We start from the raw sequence: 21387 nt of genomic DNA on the forward strand, positions 1-21387 counted from the left end.
CGTTCAGGCTCCGGAGTACCGCCCAGGACACGCCTAGGACAGGTCCAGCAGGACCTTGGAGGCGACCGTGCGGTCCTGGGCCAGGGCGAACGCGGCGGCCGACCGGCCCAGTGGGAAGGTGTGGGTGACGACGGGCTCCACGTGCAGGCCCTGGGCCAGGAGGGACAGCGCGTCGTCGAACTCCGTGTCGAAACGGAAGGCCCCGCGCAGGTCGAGTTCGCGGGTGACGGTGACATTGCCCAGCAGGCCCACCTCGCCGGGCGGCAGCAGGCCCAGCAGGACGACGGTGCCGCCGCGGCGTACCCGTTCGACGCAGGTGCGCAGGCCCGCGGGGGCCCCGGACGCCTCGACGGCGACGTCGAAGTCACCGGACCAGCCCGGATCACCGGGCCGGTCCGCGCGTGCCGTCGCCGTGGCGCCCACCTCGGTGGCGAGCCGCAGCGGCTCGTCGAAGAGGTCGCTGACGACGATCTCGGCGGCGCCGCCGTGCCGCAGCGCCGCCACCACGAGGCAGCCGATCGGACCCGCGCCGGTGACGAGGACCCGCTTGCCGCTCACGTCGCCGGCCCGGCGTACGGCGTGCAGCGCCACCGACAGCGGTTCGGCGAGGACGGCGCGGCGCAGGCCCAGGCCGGGCGGCAGCGGACGGACCTGCTCGGCGGGCACGCTGATGAGCTGGGCGAACCCGCCCTGGACGTGCGGGGTGTGGGCGGCGCTGCCGAGGTAGCGGGTGCGGGCGCAGATGTTGCGCCGGCCGCCGGCGCACTCGTGGCAGGTGCCGCAGGGCGTGGCGGGATGGACGGCCACGGCGGTGCCGACGGCCGGTCCGCGCGGGGCGTCGGTGCCGGGCCCGAGGGCGGCGACGTCGGTGCCGGGCCCGAGGGCGGCGACGTGGCCGACCACCTCGTGGCCGAGCACCATGGGCTCGCGCAGCGCGAAGTCACCCACCCGCCCGTGGTGGTAGTAGTGCAGGTCGGACCCGCAGATCCCGCCGAGCGCGACGGCGACGGCGATCTCGCCCGGTCCGGGGTGCACGGGCGGCCGCTCGTCGACCCGCAGATCGCCGGCTCCGTGGACAACACACGCTTGCACAACAGGCTCCTTGTGAGTCTCGGGGCGTCACAGGACGGAGAGCATGCCGCCGTCGACGTACAACACCTGCCCGCTCACGAAGTCGGAGGCCGGCGAGGCGAGGAAGAGCAGGGCGCCGACGAGGTCCTCGACGTCGCCCCAGCGGCCGGCGGGCGTCCGCTTCCGCACCCAGGCGCTGAACTCCTCGTCCGCCACCAGCGCGGACGTCAGCTCGGTGTCGAAGTAGCCGGGGCCGATGCCGTTGACCTGGATGCCGTGCGGGCCCAGGTCGGCGCACATGCCCTTGGTGAGCATCTTCAGGCCGCCCTTGGTCGCCGAGTAGGGCGCGATACCGGGACGTACCGCCTCGCTCTGCAGTGAGCAGATGTTGATGATCTTGCCGTGGCCCCGGGGCGCCATGCGCCGGGCGACCTCGCGGCCGACGAGGAAGGCGCTGGTGAGGTTGGTGTCGAGCAGACCGTGCCAGTCCTCGTCGGTGAAGTCGAGGAAGGGGGCTCGCCGTTGGGCGCCGGTGTTGTTCACCAGGATGTCGATGGGCCCGGCCCGGTCCTCGACGCGGGTGACGGCCTCGGCGACCGCGGTGGAGTCGGTGACGTCGAACGCCTCCGCGAGGACGGCGTCGCCGAACGTCCCGGCCAGCTCCTCGCGGGCTTCCTCCAGCGCGACGCCGTCACGGCCGTTGAGGACGACCGTGCAACCGGCTTCGAGCAGGCCCTTGGCCAGTGCCCGGCCGATGCCGCGGCTGGATCCGGTGACGAGGGCGACCTTGCCGGTGACGTCGAAAAGAGGGTGGCTCATGAGGGCCTTCCAGGCGTGGGCAGGGCGGTGGGAGCACACACCGCGGCATCGCCACCCCCCGTTCTTTTCCACTCAGTGGGAAATCTGTCTGCTGAACGGAAAACATCGTCGGCAGCGGCGGCGGGCACTGTCAACCACTGAGCGAGAATCCTTTCCGTTCAGTGGGAATCCGTTCAGTGGTAATTTGCCGCCGTGAGTACCAGCGAAGTGCCGACCGACGTCCTCGGCAGGGCGATCCGGCTGCTCGTCCTGGTCGGCGAGCATCCGCACGGCATCACGCTGTCGGTACTGGCCCGCGAGAGCGGCGTCCCCGTCAGCACCGCGCACCGGCTGGTGAACTCCCTCTGCCGGGAGGGCCTGGTGGAGTTCGAGGCCGGCGACAAGCGCTACCGCCCGGGCCTCAGGCTGTTCCAGCTCGGCCAGCAGGCGGGGCAGGCCTACGGATTCGCCGGTACCGCCCTCCCCGTGATGCAGCGCGTGACGCGGCAGACCGAGGAAGCCACCCTCATGTCGGTGCTCGACGGCGCGCGGCACCTCTACGTGCACTACGTGGACGGCCCCCTGCCGGTCGGAGTCCGCAGCGAGCCGGGCCGTCACGGCCCGCTGCACTGCACCTCGATGGGCAAGGTCCTGCTGGCCTTCGCGGCCGACGACGTGCGGGCCGACCTCCTGGACCGCGTCGAGCTCACCCCGCACGGACCCCACAGCATCACCGACCGCGAGGTCCTGCGCGCCGAGGTCGCCCGCGCCGCCGAACGCGGCTACGCCACCGCCGACGAGGAGCACCACGCCGGCCTGCGCGCGGTGGCGGTGCCGATCCTGCGGCCCGACGGCACCGTCTTCGCCGCCCTGTCCACCGCCGCGCCCGCCTTCCGCCGCAGCATGGACGATCTGGTCGCCATGGTGCCGCTGCTCCAGGCGGCGGCCTCCGAGCTGGGCGTCAGGCTGCCCGCGCGCTGACCCGGACAACCTGCCGCCCAAGCAGGGGCAGCAGACCCCGGACCCGGACCTGAGGTGGTTCCAGGGCCGCCCCGCAGGCGGACTCGGCAGCAACAGCGTCAACACCCGGTACAAGCTGCTGCTGTCCGGCGCCACCAACCTCGCCGCCGACAACAAGGACCTCGTCCAGCAGGTCAAGGACGCCAAGGCCGCGGTCATCAGGGACAACTCGGTGCCCGGCTGCACGGTCGAGGCGTCCGACGTCCCGGCTGACGCGGTGACGTCCTCCGCCTCCGGCCTGGACCCGGACATCTCCCCGGCCTACGCCGACATCCAGGTCCACCGGGTCGCCGAGAGGAACGGCCTGTTCGCCGGGCAGGTCCAGAAGCTGGCGGACGAGCACACCGAAGGCCGCACCCTCGGCTTCCTGGGTGAGCCCCGGGTGAACGTCCTCGAACTCAACATCGCGCTCAAGGACCTCCTGGCGAAGCGGTGCGGGCCTGACGCGGCCCGGACGGGAGCGGGGGCCGGGGAGCCAGCCGGCTCGTACGGCCCTCGCGCCCACCCTGCGGGCACGCCCCCGGCTTCCCTTCAGGCGGGGTACGCGTGCGTCTGGGCCGCCTTGACCGTGGCCCAGACCGTGGCCCCGGGATGGAGACCGAGTTCGGCGGCGGCGACCGTCGTCAGGTCCGCGACGAGGGCGAGTTCGCCGGTCAGCGCGGCGCGGATCTGGTCGCCGTGGGTCTCCATGCCGGCCACCTCGCAGCGCCACAGGTTGCGGGCGCTGGAGCCGGAGGGCCGGTCGCGGTGGAGGGTGACCGCGCTGGGCGGGAAGGCGACGAAGGCCGGGCCCGTGAGGTCCTCCGTCGTCGTGATCCCGGGTCCGCCGTCGACCCGGACCGTGTGCCCTTCGGCGGCGCCCCGGTACAGGTTGAGGCCGACCAGGTGGGCGATGTAGTCGGTGCGAGGGTGGCGGGCGATGTCGGAGGGCGCCCCCTCCTGGACGACGTGGCCGTCCTCGATGACGACGAGGCGGTCGGCCAGGACCATGGCGTCCAGCGGGTCGTGCGTGACCAGGACGGCGACGGCCTCGAAGTCGGCCAGATGGCGGCGGAGCTGGGCCCGCACGTCGAGGCGCGTGCGGGCGTCGAGGGCGGCGAGCGGCTCGTCGAGGAGCAGCAGGCGCGGATGGGTGGCCAGGGCGCGGGCCAGGGCGACGCGCTGGGCCTGGCCACCCGACAGGCGGCGGGGTTTGGCGCCGGCGTGGGCGGCGAGGTCCATGCGCTCCAGCCACTCGGCGGCCCGGGCGCGGGCCTCCGCCCTGGTGGCGCCGTGGCAGCGCGGCCCGAAGGCCACGTTGTCCAGGGCGGTCAGGTGGGGGAAGAGCAGGTAGTCCTGGAAGACGACGCCGACCGGGCGGGACTCCGGTGGGGTACGGGCCAACTCCGCGCCGTCGAGGCGCAGATGACCGCCACTGAGCGGGACGAGACCGGCGAGCGCGCGCAGGGCGGTGGTTTTGCCGGCGCCGTTGGGGCCGAGGAGGGCGACGACGTCACCCGGTGCCGCGGCCAGTGCCACGTCGAGGCGGAAGGAGCCGCGCTCGACCACCAGCCGGGCCTCAAGCCCTTCACCGGCCGGGGCGGGACCAAGTCCCTCACCGGCCGGTGAGGGAGCAGGGACGGCGTCCCGCGGGGCCTCCGTGCTTCCCGTGGTCTTCGTGGCCTTCCCCCTGGAGGTCATGAGGCGGTCATCCAGCGATCACGCAGCCCGGCCAGGACCGCGATCGACACGGCCAGCAGGACCAGACTGAGGGCGATCGCCGCCTCCGGGTCGCTCTGGAGGGCGAGGTAGACGGCGAGGGGCATGGTCTGGGTACGGCCGGGGAAGTTGCCGGCGAACGTGATCGTCGCGCCGAACTCGCCGAGCGCCCGGGCCCACGCCAGGACGGCACCGGCCGCGACACCGGGCGCGATCAGCGGCAGCGTGACCCGGCGGAACGCGGTGAAACGGGAGGCGCCCAGGGTGGTGGCGGCCTCCTCGTAGCGGGGATCGGCCGCCCGCAGGGTGCCCTCCACGCTGATGACGAGGAACGGCATCGCCACGAACGCCTCGGCCACCACGACCCCGGTGGTGGTGAACGGCAGCGTGATCCCGAACCAGGAATCCAGCCACTGCCCGACGACCCCGTTGCGGCCCAGCGCCATCAGCAGGGCCACACCGCCGACCACCGGCGGCAGCACCAGCGGCAGGGTGACCAGGGCCCGGACAAGGCCACGCCCCGGGAACTCGACCCGGGCCAGCAGCCAGGCCAGTGGCACCCCGAGCACCAGACTCACCGCGGTCGCCGCCGTCGCGCAGACGAGGGACAGCCGCAGCGCCTGCCACACCTCGGCGCTGGTCAGCAGGTCGGGCATGCTCCGCCACGGGGCCCGTACCAGCAGGGCGACGAGCGGGACGACGAGGAACGCCAGGCCGATCAGCGCGGGCAGGAGGAGGGGCAGTGGGACGCCCGGGCGGAGGCGGCGGCCCTCGGGGGACCCGCGGGCACGGCGCCGCCGCGGACCGCCGGTCAGGGTGTCCGCGAGGCCGGCCTTGGCCAACGGCGGGGGCGGGGACGGGGAGGTCACGGCTTGAGGAACCCGGCTTCGGTGAGGACCCTCTGCCCCTCGGCGGACCGCACGAGCGCGATGAACGCCTTGGCGGCCCCGGCGTTCTTCGAGCCCCTGAGCAGGGTGATCGGGTAGTCGTTGACGGCGTCGGCCGACTCGGGGAACTCCACGCCCTCCACCTTGCCACCCGCCGCCCGCACATCGGTCCTGTAGACGATCGCCGCGTCGGCCTCCTTCAGCACCACCTTGTTCAGGGCCGCCTTGACGTCCTCCTCGTAGGAGACAGGGGTGAGCTTCAGCCTGCTCGCGTCGAGGGCCTGCTGGGCGGCGGCACCGCAGGGCACCGCCCTGTCGCACAGCACGACCTTCAGATCCGGGTCGTTGAGGTCCCTGAGCGAGGAGATCCTGTCCGGGTTCCCCGGCGCGGTGGCGATCTCCAGCTGGTTGCGCACGAAGGTGGCGGGCGTGCCGGAGGCGTCTCCCGCGTCCGTGACGGTCTTCATGGTCTTCGGGCTCGCGGAGGCGAACACGTCGGCGGGCGCGCCACCCGTGATGCCGGCGGCGAGGGCGTCGCTTCCGCCGAAGCTGAAGGTGACCTTCGTGCCCGGGTGTGCCTTCTCGAACTCCTCGCCCAGCGTCGTGAAGGTCTCCTTCAGCGAGGCGGCGGCGAAGACCGTCACCTCACCGGACAGCTTGTCCGAACCGGAGCCCGACGTCTTGTCGCCGGAGGAGGAGTCGTCGGAGGAGGAACAGGCGCTCAGAGCCAGCAGAGCGGCGGCACCCGCGCCGGCCACCAGCGGCGTCCGACGGCTCCGGCGCACGGAACGGGTCATCACGGGTCCACTCCCTCTGGTCCTCGACTGGTCCTCGACGGACCCGGCCACGGTCTCCCGACCTGGTGTCCACTGCGCCGATGATAGTGCCGCAAACGCGAGGGGGAAGCCTTCTGCGCCATCGCAGGAGCAGGGTGCTGAATCTGTTCGCATGGCATGTGCGGCCCAGGGCGAACAAATGCCGTTGCCGCCGGCGATGCGCGTGGTTACGTTCGGCACCATGGCGGACGACGAACCGACGCGCGCCGCGCGTCTGCTGGATGCCCAGGCCAAGGCCGTGCGGCTCTTCGCCGAGATCGAGGAGCGGGGGCTCGTGACGCCGGGCGCGGGGGAGCGGGCGGTCAGCGACCTCGTCCGGGACCTCGCGAACGAACTGTTCGGCACCACCCGCCACTGGCACAAGCGGATCGTGCGCTCCGGGCCGAACACCCTCCTGCCGTACAGGGAGAATCCGCCGGACCGGGTGATCGGCGCGGACGACATCGTGTTCGCCGACTTCGGGCCGATCTTCGAGGAGTACGAGGCCGACTTCGGCCGGACCTTCGTGCTCGGTGACGACCCGGTCAAACACCGGCTGCGCGACGACCTGTCCGAGGTCTTCGCCGCCGGCAAGCGGTTCTTCGAGGCCGACCCCGGCATCACCGGCAAGCGGCTCTACGCCGAGGTCGAGCGGCTGGCCGACGAGGCCGGGTGGGAGTTCGGCGGCTGGCACGCGGGGCACCTGGTCGGCGAGTTCCCCCACGAGTGGATCGACGGCGCCGACGTCGAGTCGTACATCACCCCCGCCAACGACACACCACTGCGCCGCACCGACAAGGCGGGGCGCCGCTGCCACTGGATCCTGGAGGTCCATCTCGTCGACCGTGAGCGTGGCTTCGGCGGCTTCCACGAGGAGCTGCTCACCCTCTGATCGAATTCAGCGCACCCGCAGGACGTCGAGCGCTGTCAGTGCCACATGGAGTTCGGTGCGCTGTTCTCCGGACTCCAGGTCGCAGCCGAGTATCCGCTCGATGGTGCGCAGACGCTGGTAGACGGTCTCGCGGGACAGGCCGCCCGAGCGGGCGGCCGCCGTCTTGTTGCCCGCCCCGTCCAGGTAGTGGCGCAAGGTGGTCAGCAGGTCGGTTCCGTGGCGGGCGTCGTGGTCGGCGAGCGGGCCGAGCCGGCGTTCGGCGTAGTCCTGGATCCGGACGTCGTCGCGGAGCGCGAAGAGGAGCCGGCGCAGGCCGATGTCGGACCGTTCGTGGTACGAGCGCCCCGGCGGCAGCGGGCGGCCGGGCTCGGTGGCTTCGGCGACGCGGGTCGCCTCGCGGAAGGAGCGGGCGACGCCGGAGAGGCCGGTCGTCTCGCTGCCCGCACTCACCGTGGTCCCCGGCACCAGGTCGAGCGCGGTGCGGCTCAGGTGTTCGGCGGCGGGACGCCACGGCTGGTCCGGGCGCAGGCACAGGAGGATGCCGAGGCGGGTGGGGCCCACGACGCCGACGAGGCCCTGTGTTCCCTTCTTCCGGAGCTCCTCCCCGAGCAGTGCCTCGGCCTTGGGCGTGTCGTCCTCATGAGGGACGTCCGCGAGCACGGCGACGAAGCGGGAGTTCTTCGTGGGCAGGCCCAGCGCCGCGACCCGGGCGTCGGTGTCCGCGGGCGAGCGGTGGCGCTGTTCGACGAGGTCGCGCAGGAGGCCGCGGTGCGCGGTGCGTTCCCAGGGCGTGGGGTGGGTGAGGCGGGCGATGGTGAGGGCCATCGCGGTTCTCTCCAGGACCGTGACGTCCTCGGGACTGAAGGGAACGGAGGCCGGGGGATCGGCCGGGCCCGGCGCGGCCGGGAGCATGACCACCCGGCCCCAGCGTTCCCCCTGGTACTCCACGGGTGCCACGAGCCAGCCCTCGGGGCCGGAGACAGCGGGGTGGCCGGGGGCGGGCCGTGTCGCCCGGGACCGCTGATCCCAGCCCGTGAGAGCGGCCTCGACCGTGTCGCCGGAGGGCGCGCAGATGAGTGCCTGGTGGACCAGGTTCTCCAGTACGACGGTGTGGCCGCTCATCTCGGCGGCGGCACGCAGGACGTCCTCGGGTCCGGCCCCGCGCAGGGTGAGCGCGGTGAACGCCTCGTGGACGCGCTGGGTACGCCGCATCACCTCGGCCTGGTTGCCGAGGATGAGGGCGTGCACGACCTGGGTGACCTCCAGGAAGTTGACGTCCCTGGCCAGGGTGACCAGGGGGAGGCCGCGGGACCGGCAGGCGTGGACCAGGGCGTCGGGCGGGCGGTGGTAGCGGCGGACCAGTTCGATGACCAGGGCCGCCGCGCCGATGTCGGCGAGCTCGTCGACGTAGCGCCGTACGCCGGCCGGCTCCTCCGGCAGGGGCACGCCGGTGGTCAGGACGAGCTCGCCGCCCTTGAGGAAGGAGGCGGGGTCGGTCAGCTCGGTGATGTGGACCCACCGGACGGGCCGGTCGAGCTGGGACCCGCCGGTGACGACCAGGGGCCGGCCCGCGGCCAGCACAGGGAGGGCAAGGACGTCGGCTACCGTGAGCGGGCGGCCTGCTGTGGCCGTGTCCGGGCTCTGCGCGGAGGCGCCGGGGCCGTCGGTGGCAGGCCCCGGAGCCGTGTGCTGGTCATCGCTCACAGTGCCTCCATCGGGGTCCGGCGTTCGAGCGGAGCCCGAGAGCTCGGACAGTGCCCCGTCACTCTGGCAAGCGCCGCTGACCTGCGCAAGGGCGTTGAGAGCGCGTCCGGGAGGCGTACGGGCGGAGCACGGGGCCCGGGAGCGCCTGACACAACGTCCGGACACCGTGGGGCGGCTGGACAGATCGCGCGTTGGCGCCGTCCTGGTCCGCGGAGATGCTCGGGGGGACCGGAGCATACCGACGCACCCGCCGGGAGACGAACATGACCGCACTGTCGCCGCACCTCCGCCAGGCCACGCCCGTGGTGGCGGCCCGGGGCGAGGGCGTCCACCTCTACGGCGAGGACGGCCGCCGCTACCTGGACTTCACCGCCGGCATCGGCGTCACCAGCACCGGACACTGCCACCCCACGGTCGTCGCGGCCGCCCGGGAGCAGGTGGGCACGCTCGTCCACGGCCAGTACACGACGGTGATGCACCAGCCCCTGCGGCGGCTCGTCGAGAAGCTCGGCGAGGTACTGCCGGCCGGGCTGGACAGCCTGTTCTTCACCAACTCCGGCAGCGAGGCCGTGGAGGCCGCGCTGCGGCTGGCCCGCCAGGCCACCGGCCGTCCGAACGTCCTGGTCTGCCACGGCGGCTTTCACGGCCGTACCGTCGCCGCCGCGTCCATGACCACGTCCGGCACTCGCTTCCGGTCCGGTTTCTCCCCGCTGATGAGCGGCGTGGTCGTCACCCCCTTCCCGTCGGCCTACCGCTACGGCTGGGACGAGGAGACCGCGACCCGCTTCGCCCTGAAGGAGCTGGACTACACCCTCCAGACGATCTCCTCGCCCGCCGACACGGCCGCGGTCATCGTCGAACCGGTGCTCGGCGAGGGCGGCTACGTGCCCGCGACCCGCGCCTTCCTGGAGGGTCTGCGCGAGCGGGCGGACCGCCACGGGTTCCTGCTGATCCTCGACGAGGTGCAGACGGGTGTCGGCCGCACGGGCCGGTTCTGGGGCCACGACCACTTCGGTGTCACCCCGGACATCCTGGTCACCGCCAAGGGGCTGGCCAGTGGATTCCCGCTGTCCGGCATCGCCGCCTCCGAGGAGCTGATGAGCAAGGCCTGGCCGGGCTCCCAGGGCGGGACGTACGGAGCCAACGCCGTCGCCTGCGCCGCGGCCTGCGCCACCCTCGACGTCGTACGCGACGAGAAGCTCGTCGAGAACGCCGAGGCGATGGGCAAGCGGCTGCGCGCCGGCCTGGAGGCGGTGGCCGACCGGACCCCGGGCATCGGGGACGTGCGGGGCCTCGGACTGATGCTGGCCACCGAGTTCGTCACCGAGGACGGCAGCCCCGACCCCGAGACCGCCGCACGCGTGCAGCGCGCCGCCGTCGACGAGGGTCTGCTCCTGCTGCTGTGCGGGGCGTGGAACCAGGTCGTGCGGATGATCCCGGCGCTCGTGATCGACGAGACGCAGGTCGACGAGGGCCTCCGGGCATGGGCGGCCGCGGTCGAGGCCGGCACCTCGGGAGCGGCACGGCGATGACCGGCACCACCACGGCCCCCCTGGAGCCGCTGGTCGCGCGGCTCGCCGAGACCGCTCCCGGCCTGCGGGTGGAGACCGGCCCCGGCCCCTCGGGCCTCTACGCCTACGACGCCTCCAACTACCGGGTCCCGCCGCGGGCCGTGGTGTTCCCCCGCGGCGCCGACGACGTGGTCGCGGTGCTGCGCGCCTGCCGGCAGGCGGGCGTCCCCGTCACCGCGCGCGGCGGCGGCACCAGCATGGCGGGCAACGCCGTCGGGCCGGGCCTCGTCCTGGACTTCTCCCGGTACATGAACCGGATCCTGGACATCGACCCGGTGGCGCGCACCGCACGTGTCGAGGCCGGTGTCATCCTGGACGCGCTGCGCGACGCGACCGCCCCGCACGGGCTCACCTTCGGCCCCGACCCCTCCTCGCACAGCCGCTGCACCCTCGGCGGGATGATCGGCAACGACGCGTGCGGCAACCGTTCGGTACGGCACGGGCGGACCAGCGGCCACATAGAGGCACTGGAGATCGTGACGTCCGACGGCGTGCGGGCCGTCGCCGACCGCGGCGGCCTGCGCGCGGCCGAACCGGACGACGCGGACGCGGTCCGGGCTGTCGCCCGGCTCGAAGCGGACGTACGCGACCTGATCAACACCAACCTGGCGCCGATCCGCACCGAACTGGGCCGCATCCCGCGCCAGGTCTCCGGCTACCCACTGCACCACCTGCTGCCCGAGCACGGCTTCGACATGGCGCGTGCGCTGGTGGGCACCGAGGGCTCCTGTGCGGTCGTCACCGCCGCGACGGTCCGCCTGGTGGCGACCGCACAGGCCTCCACACTGCTGACGCTCGGCTACGACGACGTGGTCGACGCCGCCGAGGACGTTCCCGAGATCCTGCGCTGGGAGCCGACGGCCGTGGAGGGCATGGACGAGGCGATCGTCGCCACCATGCGGGCCCGCCGCGGCGCGGACTCCGTCACCGGACTTCCCGAGGGTCGGGCCTGGCTGTACGTCGAACTCGACGGTGACGACCAGACGGCGGTCGACGCCCGCGCCGCCGAACTGCTGGACGTGCTCAGGGCGCGGGGCCGGACGACCGGTGGGCGGGTCGTGCGGAGCGCGGCCGAGCGGCGCTCGCTGTGGCGGGTCCGCGAGGACGGGGCCGGGCTCGCCGCCCGGCTGGTCGACGGCGGGGAGTCCTGGCCCGGCTGGGAGGACGCGGCGGTCGCGCCCGAGAACCTGGCCGACTACCTGCGCGACTTCCGCAAGCTGCTGGCCTCGCACGGACTGACCGGTGTGCTGTACGGGCACTTCGGCGCGGGATGCGTGCACGTGCGCATCGACTTCGACCTCGCCACGGGCACCGGCCGGGCCGCCGCACGCCGCTTCCTCGGCGAGGCGGCCACGCTCGTGGTCTCCCACGGCGGCACGCTGTCCGGTGAGCACGGTGACGGGCGGGCGCGCGGTGAGCTGCTGGAGGTCATGTACAGCCACCGGCTGATCCGTGCGTTCGCCGCCTTCAAGGAGATCTTCGACCCCGGGGGGCTGCTCAATCCGGGCGTCATCGTGGCCCCGGCCCGCCTCGACGCCGACCTCGCGCTGCACACCCCCGAGCTGCTGCCCGTCGACACGCTCTTCACCTTCCCGCACGACGAGGACGGCTTCGCGGGAGCGGTACGCCGCTGTGTCGGAGTCGGCCGCTGCCGCAGCGACACGGGCGGCGTAATGTGCCCCAGCTACCGGGCCACGGGGGAGGAGAACGACTCCACCCGGGGCCGGGCCCGGCTGCTCCAGGAGATGGTGCGGGGCGACGTGGTGCAGGACGGCTGGCGCTCGCCCGAGGTGCGCGACGCCCTCGATCTGTGTCTGTCCTGCAAGGCGTGCTCCAGCGACTGCCCGGTCGGCGTCGACATGGCCACCTACAAGGCGGAGTTCCTGCACCAGCACTACAAGGGCCGGCTCAGGCCACGCTCCCACTACTCGCTGGGCTGGCTGCCCCTGACCTCCGCCCTCGCCGGACACGCGGCCCGCCCGCTCAACGCACTGCTGCGCGGACCGGTCGGCAGGCTGCTCGCCCGGCTCGGAGGCGTGACCACGAAGCGCCAGATCCCGGCCTTCGCCTCCCGGCGCGCGCTGCGCAGGGCCCTGCGCGCGGCGAGGACGGGCGAACCGGCGAAAGCCCTGCTCTTCGTCGACAGCTTCACCCGCGCCTTCCGTCCCGAGGTGGCGGGTGCCGCGAGCCGCGTACTCGCCGACGCCGGCATCCCCTGCACGGCGGAGGACGGCCTGTGCTGCGGCCTGACCTGGGTCAGCACCGGCCAGCTGTCCGTCGCGCGCCGCGTCATGGCCCGTACGGTCGACCGCCTCGACAACGGCGACGACCGGCCGATCGTCGTGGCCGAGCCCAGCTGCGCGGCGGCACTGAAGCGTGACGTCCCCGAACTGCTCGGCACCGACGCCGCCCGCCGCGTCGCGTCCCGCGTCCACACCCTCACCGGCGCCCTGACCGACCTGGCGGCACCCGACTGGACCCCACCGGGACTGCCGGACGACGTCGTCCTGCAGACCCACTGCCACGAGTACGCCACCTTCAAGGGCCGCCACCCCCGCGATCTGCTCGGCCGCCTCGGCGTACGGAAGGTGGTCGAGGCGGAGGGCTGCTGCGGACTCGCCGGGAACTTCGGTTTCGAGGAGCAGCACTACGACACCTCGATGGCCGTCGCCGACCTGGCCCTCAAGCCACGTCTGGACGACATCGACGCCGAAGGACGGACCGTCGTCGTGGCCGACGGCTTCAGCTGCGCCACCCAGATCGACCACCTCGCCGGTGACCGGGGCATCCGCGCCGTGCACCTCGCCGAACTGCTCGACCCCGCCGATCAACCAGGAGAATCCTCATGACCGACACACCCACGCAGTTGTTCATCGGCGGTGCCTGGGTGGACGCCGTGGACGGCGCCACCATGCCCGTGGACGACCCGGCGACCGGCGAGATCCTCTGCCACGTCGCCGACGCGGGACCCAAGGACGCGGCGCTCGCCGAGGAGGCAGCCGTCCAGGCACAGCAGGAGTGGGCCCGCACGGCACCCCGGGCGCGCAGCGAGATCCTGCGCCGGGCCTACGAGATCATCCTCGAACGCACCGACGAGCTCGCCCACCTGATGACGGCCGAGATGGGCAAGCCGCTCGCCGAGGCCCGGGGCGAGGTGGCGTACGCGGCCGAGTTCTTCCGCTGGTTCTCCGAGGAGGCCGTGCGTATCGACGGCGGCCTCGCCACCCTGCCGGACGGGCGCAACCGCATGCTGCTCTCCCGCCGCCCCGTGGGCCCCTGCCTGCTGATCACCCCGTGGAACTTCCCGCTCGCGATGGGCACCCGCAAGATCGGCCCGGCGATCGCGGCCGGCTGCACGATGGTGCTCAAGCCTGCGCCGCAGACCCCGCTGTCCAGCCTGGCCCTGGCCGCGATCCTGAAGGAGGCCGGGCTGCCGGACGGCGTGCTGAACGTCGTCACCACGTCCCGCGCGGGCGAGGTGTGCGAGCCGCTGCTGCGCGGCGGGCGCATCCGCAAGCTGTCCTTCACCGGTTCCACGGCCGTCGGGCGGCTGCTCCTCGCCCAGTGCGCGGAGACGGTCGTGCGGAGCTCGATGGAGCTGGGCGGCAACGCGCCGTTCATCGTGTTCGAGGACGCCGACCTGGACAAGGCCGTGGACGGCGCGATGGTCGCGAAGATGCGCAACATGGGCGAGGCGTGCACGGCCGCGAACCGCTTCTTCGTCCACGCCTCGGTTGCGGAGGAGTTCGGGCGGCGGCTCGCCGAGCGCATGGGCGCGCTCGTCGTGGGGCCGGGCACGCGGGACGGCGTCGATGTCGGCCCGCTGATCGACGCCGCGGGCCGGGCCAAGGTCGAGGAACTGGTCGCCGACGCGGTGGAGCGCGGCGCGCGGGTTCTCGTCGGCGGCCGCGCGCCCGAAGGCCCGGGCTGCTTCTACCCGCCCACCGTGCTCGCCGGCGTGGACCCCGGCAGCCGTCTGATGGACACGGAGATCTTCGGGCCGGTCGCGGCGATCCTCACCTTCGACGACGAGGACGAGGTCGTACGCCGCGCCAACGACACCCCCTGGGGACTCGTCGGCTACGTGTTCACCGAGGGCCTCGACCGCGCCCTGCGCGTCAGCGAACGGCTGGAGGTGGGCATGGTCGGCCTCAACACCGGCCTCGTCTCCAACCCGGCCGCACCGTTCGGCGGCGTCAAGCAGTCCGGGCTGGGCCGCGAGGGCGGCCGGGTCGGGATCGACGAGTTCCTGGAGTACCAGTACCTGGCGGTGCCCGTGCGATGACGGTGGCGACCCTGCCCAGTCGCCCTCAGCGCTGGTGGCGAGCGGTGATGTCCGCCGCGGTGTCGGTCACCACTCGCCCCAGCTCCGCGAGCCGGCCGGGCTCGAAGCGGGAGTCGGGCAGGGAGACGGCCACGGCGGCCAGCGGTACGCCGTCACCGTCCAGGACGGGCGCCGCGATGGCGCAGACACCCTGGAGGTACTGGTTGTGGTTGACGGCGTATCCACGGTCCCTGACGCGCTGGAGCTCTGCGCGCAGCTCCAGCGGGTCGGTGATGGTCTCAGCGCCGTAGCCCTCCAGGGCGCCCGCCGTGAACTCGTCGATCTCGTACTTCGGCAGGTGGGCGAGGACCGCGTGTCCGGTGGCCGTGGCGTGCAGGGGTGAGGTGTCGCCGATGGCGTGGTAGGTCCGTACGGCGTGGTCGCAGTCGACGCGGTCCACGACGACCATGCACTGCAGGGCGTCGGGCACCGACAGGTGGATGGTCTCGTTCAGCGTGTCGCGGAGGCGGATCATGGGTTCGCGGGCGGCGGCGAACAGGCTGGAGCCCTGCAGGGCGGCGGGCCGTACGGCGAGGACCCGGGCGCCGACCTCCCAGCGGGTGGTGTCCCTGCGGTTGGCCCGCAGCCAGCCCGCCTCGTTGAGTGTGACCAGGGTGCGCTGCACGGTCGATTTGGGCAGGCCGAAGAGCCTCGTCAGCTCTCCCACGGTCACGGGCTGGTGCTGGGCGACCGCCTCCAGGATGCGCAGTGACCTGGTGACGCTCTTCATTTCCACTTTCGGTGCCCCCCGTCAGTCGTGTGGCTTCGTCGTGCTCACTTGTGGACTCCCTTCCGGAGTCACTGCTCGATCGTGCCGGATTTTAGCACGGCATTCCACAATCCGGCATGCCGCGGTGGCGTGCGGGAGGAATGTGCGGCGTGGTGGGGTCCGAGGTGGGTGATGGGTGGCGTGTGGTGTGTGGTGTGCGCTGGGCGGCGCGGCGGTGGCGGTGCGGCGGTCCCAAGACGCACTGAGGGCCGGCTCCCACGCCGCTGCGTGCGAGCCGGCCCGTGGCCGGCGCGGTGCTCTCGGGCCGCAGCCTTCCGCTCAGGTGCCCGCCAGCCGCCCGGTGATCTCCGCGGCCGTGTCGGAGACGAGGCGGCCCCACTCGGGCACCCGGTTCGCGTCGTACCGGGAGTCGGGCATCGAGACGGCCACGGCGGCCAGCGGTGTTCCGCCCTCGTCGAGTACGGGCGCGGCGAGGGCGCAGACGCCCGGGCGGTACTGGTTGGTGTTGATCGCGTACCCGTCGGTACGGATGCGGTCCAGCTCGGCGCGCAGTTCGTGGGGGGTGGCGGGGGTGGTGTCGCCGAACCGTTCCAGTCCCTGCGCGACGAGCTCCTCCACGTCCTGCTTCGGCAGGTGGGCGAGGATGGCGCGCCCGACGGCGGTGGCGTGCAGCGGAGACGTGTCGCCGATGGTGTGGAAGGTCCGTACGGCGTGGTCGCAGTCGACGCGGTCCACGACGACCATGCACTGCAGGGCGTCGGGCACCGACAGGTGGATGGTCTCGTTCACCGCGTCCCGGAGGCGGATCATGGGTTCGCGGGCGGCGGCGAACAGGCTGGAGCCCTGCAGGGCGGCGGGCCGTACGGCGAGGACCCGGGCGCCGATCTCCCAGCGGGTGGTGTCCCTGCGGTTCGCCCGCAGCCAGCCCGCCTCGGCCAGTGTGACCAGGGTGCGCTGCACCGTGGACTTCGGGATTCCGAAGATCTTCGTCAACTCGCCGACGGTGACCGGCTGATGCTGGGCGACCGCCTCCAGGATGCGCAGCGACCTGGTGACGCTCTTCATTTCCATCCGGTTTCCCCCTGTTAATCCTCGGAATTCCTGCCGGACACCCTCTTGACTCCCCTCCGAGCCGCTGTCATTCTCTGTGCCAGATTCTAGCACAGCGTTCCACAATGTGGCACGACCCTTCAGGAGAGATTCCGGAGAAGTGGCCGGAACTCCGAGACGCGACGGTTGCGAGCCATGGGTCCCAAGGCCGGCCCCGTCCCAACCGCCTCGAATCGATCAGCCTCACGTCGGGGCCCAGCATGCGCCCCGGTGATACGAAAGGAAAGTCCTGTGTCAGCTGCCAGGAAGCGCGTCGCCGTGGTCGGCGTCGGAACGATGGGCAGCCAGGCCGCCTGGCGGCTGGCGTCCCGCGGTGCCGAGGTCGTCGGGTACGACCGGTTCGCCCCGGGCCACGACCGCAGTGCCGCAGGCGGTGAGACCCGGATCTTCCGCAGCGCCCACTTCGAGGACTCCCGGTACGTCCCGCTGCTCAAGCACGCCGACGCCCTGTGGGAGCAGCTCCAGCAGGAGACCGGCCGCGAGCTGCGCCGGCTGACCGGATGCCTGCTGATGGGGCCGACCGATCACCACCAGATGGCTACCGTCCTCGAGTCCATCGCCGAGCACGACCTCGATCACGAGGTGCTGGATGCCGAGTCCCTGGCGAAACGTTTCCCCCAGTACCGTATCGAGGACGGCGACGCGGCCGTGCTCGACCGCCGCGCCGGTTTCATCCGCCCCGAGCTGAGCATCCAGAGCGCCGCCCGCCGCGCCGAGCAGCTGGGCGCCGTCATCCACCGCTACACCACGGTCCGCGAGATCGTCCCCGTCGCGAACGGCGTGGAGATCCGCACCGACGCCGGCAGCGAGCGCTTCGACACGGCCGTCGTCACCCCCGGCCCCTGGGTGAGCGACCTGCTGCCCGACCTGCCGTGGGAGGTGGACATCCGCCGCCTCGTCAGCGCCTGGTACGTGCCCACCACCGACGCCTGGTTCGGCGAGGAGCGCCCCGCCTTCATCCGTACGGCCCCCACCCACTGCTACGGCCTGCCCTCCCCGGACGGCATCTCCGTCAAGCTCGGCCTCTCCCGCGCCCTGCACCGCCCCGCGGGCGACCCGAACCAGCTGGACCGGACCGTGCGACCGGAGGAGCTGGAGATCTTCAGCGAGCTGATCGGCCGCTACCTGCCGGACCTGCACCCGGACCCGACCCGGCTCTCCGTCTACATGGAGGGCTACACCGAGAGCAGCCGTCCGCTGGTCGGCCCGCTGCCCGGCGCCGAGAACGTCGTCCTGCTCGCCGGGTTCTCCGGCCACGGCTTCAAACTCGCTCCCGCCTTCGGGGACATCGCCGCCGACCTCGCGCTGGACGGCACCTCACCCCAGCCCATCGACTTCATCTCCACCGTCGGCCGTACGGAGGCATGACCATGACCGACACCACCGTCTCCGTCGGCTCCCTTCAGGCCCGGCCCGGCACCAAGGCCCGCGGCACCGTCCGGGCCGACCTCGGCACCCTCACCGCGGACATCCCGCTGACCCTGGTCAACGGCACCCGCCCCGGCCCCCGGGTCGTCATCACCGCGGGAGTGCACGGCGGCGAGTTCACCCCCATCGACGCCGCCGTACGCCTGGCGGGCCTGCTGGAACCAGGTGAGGTGCACGGACAGGTGATCGTCTGTCCGGTCGCCAATCCCAACGCGGTGTACGGGGGCCGGCTCAACGTCTCCCCGGTCGACGGCGTGAACATCAACCGTGTCTTCCCCGGCGACCCGGACGGCGGCCCCACCGAGCGGCTGGCCGCCTGGCTCTTCGCGCACCTGGTCGACGGCGCCGACGTCTACATCGACCTGCACTGCGGCGGCATCGACCAGGTCCTGCGGGACTTCGTCGGCTACCGCCTCACCGGAGACCCGGACCTCGACAAGGCGACGGCCGAACTGGCCCGCTCCTTCGGGATCGAGGACGTCATCATCGGGCTCAAGGCCGAGGGCGGCAACAGCCACGCGGCCGCCGCCCGCCGGGGGATCTCAGCCGTACTCGTCGAGGTGGGCGAACGCGGGCAGCGTGACGGGGCCACGGCCCGCCGCCGCGTCGACGGCCTGCTGCGGGCGCTGCGCCACCTGGGCGTACTGGACCCGGACGACTCCGCCCCGGCGCCGACCCGGGAATGGGTCTGGTCCGCCGGAGCCACGGCCGAGGCCGGCGGCCTGTGGTACCCGGAGTTCTCCTTCGACGCCGACGTCATCGGCGAGGTGGCGGAGGGCGATGTCCTCGGCCGCATCGTCGACCCGGCCGACGGCCGGGAACACACCGTCCACGCCCCGGCCGACGGGCGGATCTTCTACGGCATGCACGGCCTCACCGTCGCCCCCGGCACCGAACTGGCCGCCATAGCCATCCCGTGGGACCCCGACCAGGCCACGCGAGCCGACACCCTCCGGGCTCCCGGCATGGGCCGTGGATCCGACGAGGCAGACCCCGCCCCCGGACACCCCCGCCCCTAGACACCCCACCCCAGCAGCCCCCCTCATCACATCCCCAACCGCTCCCCTTCTCACGGCCAGCACCACCAGGAGGCACACGATGAAAGATGCCCGGATCGACCGCAGACTGTTCCTGCGCGGAATAGGCGGGGTCACGGCCGGCGTCGCCGCCACGACCGCCCTCAGCGCCTGCGGCACCGGCACCAGCCGGAACGTCGGCGGCAGCGGCGGCAAGAGCTCCAAGACGGTGATCGTCCGCGACAGCGGCGGTTCCTACGGCGCGGCCCTGCAGAAGGCGATCTACACGCCGTTCACCCAGGAGACCGGCATCCAGGTCAAGGTGCTCAACCTCGACGACGCCCCGCTGCTGGCCCAGATCAAGCAGGGCCGCCCGCAGTGCGACCTCATCAACAACTCGATGATGTCCCACACCAAGTACCTGAAGCAGGACGCCCTGGAGACGCTGGACCTGGACCGGGTCAGGAGCGTGAAGAGCGCGAAGATCCCCAAGGCCCAGATCACCGACCATGCCGTCGGCAGCAGCTTCTACGGCGCCTGTATGGCGTACCGCACGGACGCGTTCGGAGGTAGGAAGCCGGAGTCGTGGGCGGACTTCTGGGACACCAAGGCGTTCAAGGGCGATCGGGCGATGGTCCACCCGGACGGTGACCTGCCGGAGCTGGAGTTCGCGCTGCTGGCCGACGGCGTGCCGATGGACAAGCTGTACCCGCTGGATGTGGACCGCGCGTTCAAGGTGCTGACCGAACTGCGCTCGGACATCAAGAAGTTCTGGGACAGCGGCCCGCTGCCGGGTGTGCTGCTCAGCCGCCAGGAAGTGACGATGTCCACTGTCTGGGACGGCCGTATCGCTGATCTGCAGAAGCAGGGTGTTCCGGTGGAGCGCCAGCTGAACGGTATGCGCCGCCAGTTCCAGGGCTATGCCATCGCCAAGGGCGCGGCCAACGTGGACAACGCCTACAAGCTGATGGACTTCTCGCTGCGGGCGGAGAGCCAGGCCGCCTTGGCGAAGGCGTTCCCGTCGAACCCGTCGTCCCCGCTGGCTTACAAGAAGCTCACCGAGGAGGAGCGCAACGCGCTGGCGGGTGCTCCGAAGTACTACGACAAGGGTTTCGACGCGGATGTCGACTGGTGGCTGAAGAACGAATCGTCCGTCACCAAGCGCTGGTTGGAGTGGGCTCGTGGCTGAATTCGGTGTTGCCACACCGTCTGTCGAGGTGGCCGGCGGCAAGCCGGCCACCGCGACCGGCAAGGCGCTGTCGGTAGTGGCGTTGCGCAAGACCTACGGGGACGTCGTCGCCGTCGACGAGGCGTCCATGGAGATCGCGGCGGGGGAGTTCGTCACTTTCCTCGGCTCCTCCGGGTCGGGCAAGACCACGACGCTGATGATGATCGCCGGGTTCTGCGAACCCGACTCCGGCACCATCACCGTCGGAGGCCGCGACGTCACCCGCCTGGCCCCGCAGAAGCGGAACCTCGGGTTCGTCTTCCAGCAGTACCTGCTTTTCCCGCACATGACGGTCGCGGAGAACGTCGCCTTCCCGCTCACGCTGCGCGGGGTGGGCAAGGACGAGATCCGCCGCCGGGTGGGGGAGACGCTGGAGATCGCCGGTCTGTCCGGGTTCGGCGGGCGCAAGCCGCGTGAGCTGTCCGGTGGTCAGCAGCAGCGTGTGGCGCTGTGCCGGGCGCTGGTCTACCGCCCGCCGGTCATCCTGATGGACGAGCCGCTCGGTGCGCTGGACAAGAAGCTGCGCGACCAGCTCCAGGTGGAGATCAAGACCATCCAGCAGGAACTCGGCCTGACCGTCATCTATGTGACGCACGATCAGGAGGAAGCGCTGGTGATGTCGGACCGCATCGCGGTCATGCGCAACGGCCTGATCGAGCAGTTCGACACCCCCAGGGAGCTGTTCGAACGGCCGAGGACGCCGTTCGTCGCGGACTTCCTGGGCGCGGCGAACTTCCTGCCCGGCCGGGTGGAGAAGCAGGACGGCGAGCACACCCTGGTCCGCCTGGACAACTCCGGCGGCCTGCTGAAGGCACGCCGTCACGACCTGGCCTCCGGCACTGAGGTGAAGGTGGCTGTGCAGCCGGGCCGGCTGCGGGCCTGCGCCGCCGATGACGGGTTCTGTACCGGCACGGTGGAGACCGCCACCTATGTGGGCACCCTGGTCCGCGCCGGGGTGCGCGTCGACGGCGGTGACGCGCCGCTGCTGCGCCTGGAGGTCCCGGCCGGCCGGGGCCCGGTCGCCGGCGAGCGGGTCGGGATCAGCGCGGACCCCGAGGACGTCAACCTCTTCCCTGTCGAACAGGGAGGGTGAGT

The 21387-nt window shown here is 72.3% G+C and carries 17 protein-coding genes and 1 pseudogene; 10 read left to right on the forward strand and 8 right to left on the reverse strand.

What is annotated here, in order from left to right:
- Positions 1-33: 33 nt before the first annotated feature.
- Positions 34-1092, reverse strand: coding sequence for an L-idonate 5-dehydrogenase (locus ACZ49J_RS29930; RefSeq protein ID WP_467453364.1), 1059 nt, complete (start codon positions 1090-1092; stop codon positions 34-36).
- A gap of 27 nt (positions 1093-1119) precedes the next feature.
- Complete coding sequence (locus tag ACZ49J_RS29935; RefSeq protein ID WP_467453363.1) at positions 1120-1890, reverse strand: SDR family oxidoreductase; 771 nt, start codon at positions 1888-1890, stop codon at positions 1120-1122.
- A gap of 192 nt (positions 1891-2082) precedes the next feature.
- On the opposite strand from ACZ49J_RS29935, the gene ACZ49J_RS29940 reads away from it, so the two are divergent.
- Both ACZ49J_RS29940 and ACZ49J_RS29945 read left to right on the forward strand, forming a co-directional pair.
- Entirely contained in the window at positions 2083-2850 is a 768-nt protein-coding gene (locus ACZ49J_RS29940) for an IclR family transcriptional regulator (RefSeq protein ID WP_467453362.1), read from the forward strand.
- Positions 2851-2857: 7 nt separating this feature from the next.
- Positions 2858-3319, forward strand: a pseudogene (locus ACZ49J_RS29945) (potassium-transporting ATPase subunit C); the annotation flags it as partial.
- Positions 3320-3420: 101 nt separating this feature from the next.
- On the opposite strand, the gene ACZ49J_RS29950 reads toward ACZ49J_RS29945, so the two are convergent.
- Genes ACZ49J_RS29950 through modA form a run of 3 tightly spaced genes read right to left on the reverse strand, consistent with a single transcriptional unit; the run spans position 3421 to position 6271 of the window.
- A complete protein-coding gene (locus tag ACZ49J_RS29950; protein ID WP_467453361.1) occupies positions 3421-4569 on the reverse strand; it encodes an ABC transporter ATP-binding protein in 1149 nt (382 codons plus the stop codon).
- The gene (modB, locus tag ACZ49J_RS29955; protein WP_467453360.1) at positions 4566-5456 is read right to left on the reverse strand and encodes a molybdate ABC transporter permease subunit; all 891 of its coding nucleotides are present in this window, start codon (positions 5454-5456) and stop codon (positions 4566-4568) included. Before modB ends, ACZ49J_RS29950 begins: the two co-directional genes overlap by 4 nt.
- Positions 5453-6271 carry a molybdate ABC transporter substrate-binding protein gene (gene modA / locus ACZ49J_RS29960; RefSeq protein ID WP_467453359.1) on the reverse strand — a complete coding sequence of 273 codons (819 nt, stop codon included), beginning with the start codon at positions 6269-6271 and terminating at the stop codon, positions 5453-5455. Before modA ends, modB begins: the two co-directional genes overlap by 4 nt.
- Before the next feature lie 220 nt (positions 6272-6491).
- On the opposite strand from modA, the gene ACZ49J_RS29965 reads away from it, so the two are divergent.
- Complete coding sequence (locus tag ACZ49J_RS29965; protein WP_467453358.1) at positions 6492-7181, forward strand: M24 family metallopeptidase; 690 nt, start codon at positions 6492-6494, stop codon at positions 7179-7181.
- A gap of 6 nt (positions 7182-7187) precedes the next feature.
- On the opposite strand, the gene ACZ49J_RS29970 is transcribed toward ACZ49J_RS29965, so the two are convergent.
- Positions 7188-8885 (reverse strand): PucR family transcriptional regulator, encoded by a 1698-nt coding sequence (locus ACZ49J_RS29970; protein ID WP_467453357.1) that lies wholly within the window; start codon positions 8883-8885, stop codon positions 7188-7190.
- Positions 8886-9148: 263 nt separating this feature from the next.
- Here ACZ49J_RS29970 and ACZ49J_RS29975 point away from each other — a divergent pair, with 263 nt between their 5' ends.
- Genes ACZ49J_RS29975 through ACZ49J_RS29985 form a run of 3 tightly spaced genes read left to right on the forward strand, consistent with a single transcriptional unit; the run spans position 9149 to position 14741 of the window.
- Positions 9149-10417: an aspartate aminotransferase family protein gene (locus tag ACZ49J_RS29975; RefSeq protein WP_467453356.1), complete on the forward strand. Its 1269-nt coding sequence runs from the start codon at positions 9149-9151 to the stop codon at positions 10415-10417.
- Positions 10414-13305, forward strand: coding sequence for an FAD-binding and (Fe-S)-binding domain-containing protein (locus ACZ49J_RS29980; RefSeq protein WP_467453354.1), 2892 nt, complete (start codon positions 10414-10416; stop codon positions 13303-13305). Before ACZ49J_RS29975 ends, ACZ49J_RS29980 begins: the two co-directional genes overlap by 4 nt.
- On the forward strand, positions 13302-14741 hold the full coding sequence (locus ACZ49J_RS29985; RefSeq protein WP_467453353.1) for an NAD-dependent succinate-semialdehyde dehydrogenase: 1440 nt from the start codon (positions 13302-13304) through the stop codon (positions 14739-14741). The genes ACZ49J_RS29980 and ACZ49J_RS29985 overlap by 4 nt, the downstream gene beginning before the upstream one ends.
- Before the next feature lie 25 nt (positions 14742-14766).
- Here ACZ49J_RS29985 and ACZ49J_RS29990 read toward each other — a convergent pair whose 3' ends face one another.
- The gene (locus tag ACZ49J_RS29990) at positions 14767-15510 is read right to left on the reverse strand and encodes an IclR family transcriptional regulator (RefSeq protein WP_467453351.1); all 744 of its coding nucleotides are present in this window, start codon (positions 15508-15510) and stop codon (positions 14767-14769) included.
- 318 nt (positions 15511-15828) lie between these two features.
- Complete coding sequence (locus tag ACZ49J_RS29995; protein WP_467453476.1) at positions 15829-16575, reverse strand: IclR family transcriptional regulator; 747 nt, start codon at positions 16573-16575, stop codon at positions 15829-15831.
- Between the two features lie 276 nt (positions 16576-16851).
- On the opposite strand from ACZ49J_RS29995, the gene solA reads away from it, so the two are divergent.
- The 4 genes from solA to ACZ49J_RS30015 all read left to right on the forward strand — a co-directional run bounded on the left by solA (position 16852) and on the right by ACZ49J_RS30015 (position 21385).
- Positions 16852-17988: an N-methyl-L-tryptophan oxidase gene (gene solA / locus ACZ49J_RS30000; protein WP_467453349.1), complete on the forward strand. Its 1137-nt coding sequence runs from the start codon at positions 16852-16854 to the stop codon at positions 17986-17988.
- A gap of 2 nt (positions 17989-17990) precedes the next feature.
- The gene (locus ACZ49J_RS30005; protein WP_467453347.1) at positions 17991-19067 is read left to right on the forward strand and encodes a succinylglutamate desuccinylase/aspartoacylase family protein; all 1077 of its coding nucleotides are present in this window, start codon (positions 17991-17993) and stop codon (positions 19065-19067) included.
- A gap of 79 nt (positions 19068-19146) precedes the next feature.
- Positions 19147-20253, forward strand: a complete 1107-nt coding sequence (locus ACZ49J_RS30010; RefSeq protein ID WP_467453346.1) for an ABC transporter substrate-binding protein — start codon at positions 19147-19149, stop codon at positions 20251-20253.
- Positions 20246-21385: an ABC transporter ATP-binding protein gene (locus tag ACZ49J_RS30015; protein ID WP_467453345.1), complete on the forward strand. Its 1140-nt coding sequence runs from the start codon at positions 20246-20248 to the stop codon at positions 21383-21385. Before ACZ49J_RS30010 ends, ACZ49J_RS30015 begins: the two co-directional genes overlap by 8 nt.
- The last annotated feature ends 2 nt before the right edge of the window (positions 21386-21387 follow it).

The sequence above is a fragment of the Streptomyces sp. NPDC030840 genome (genome assembly GCF_055572015.1).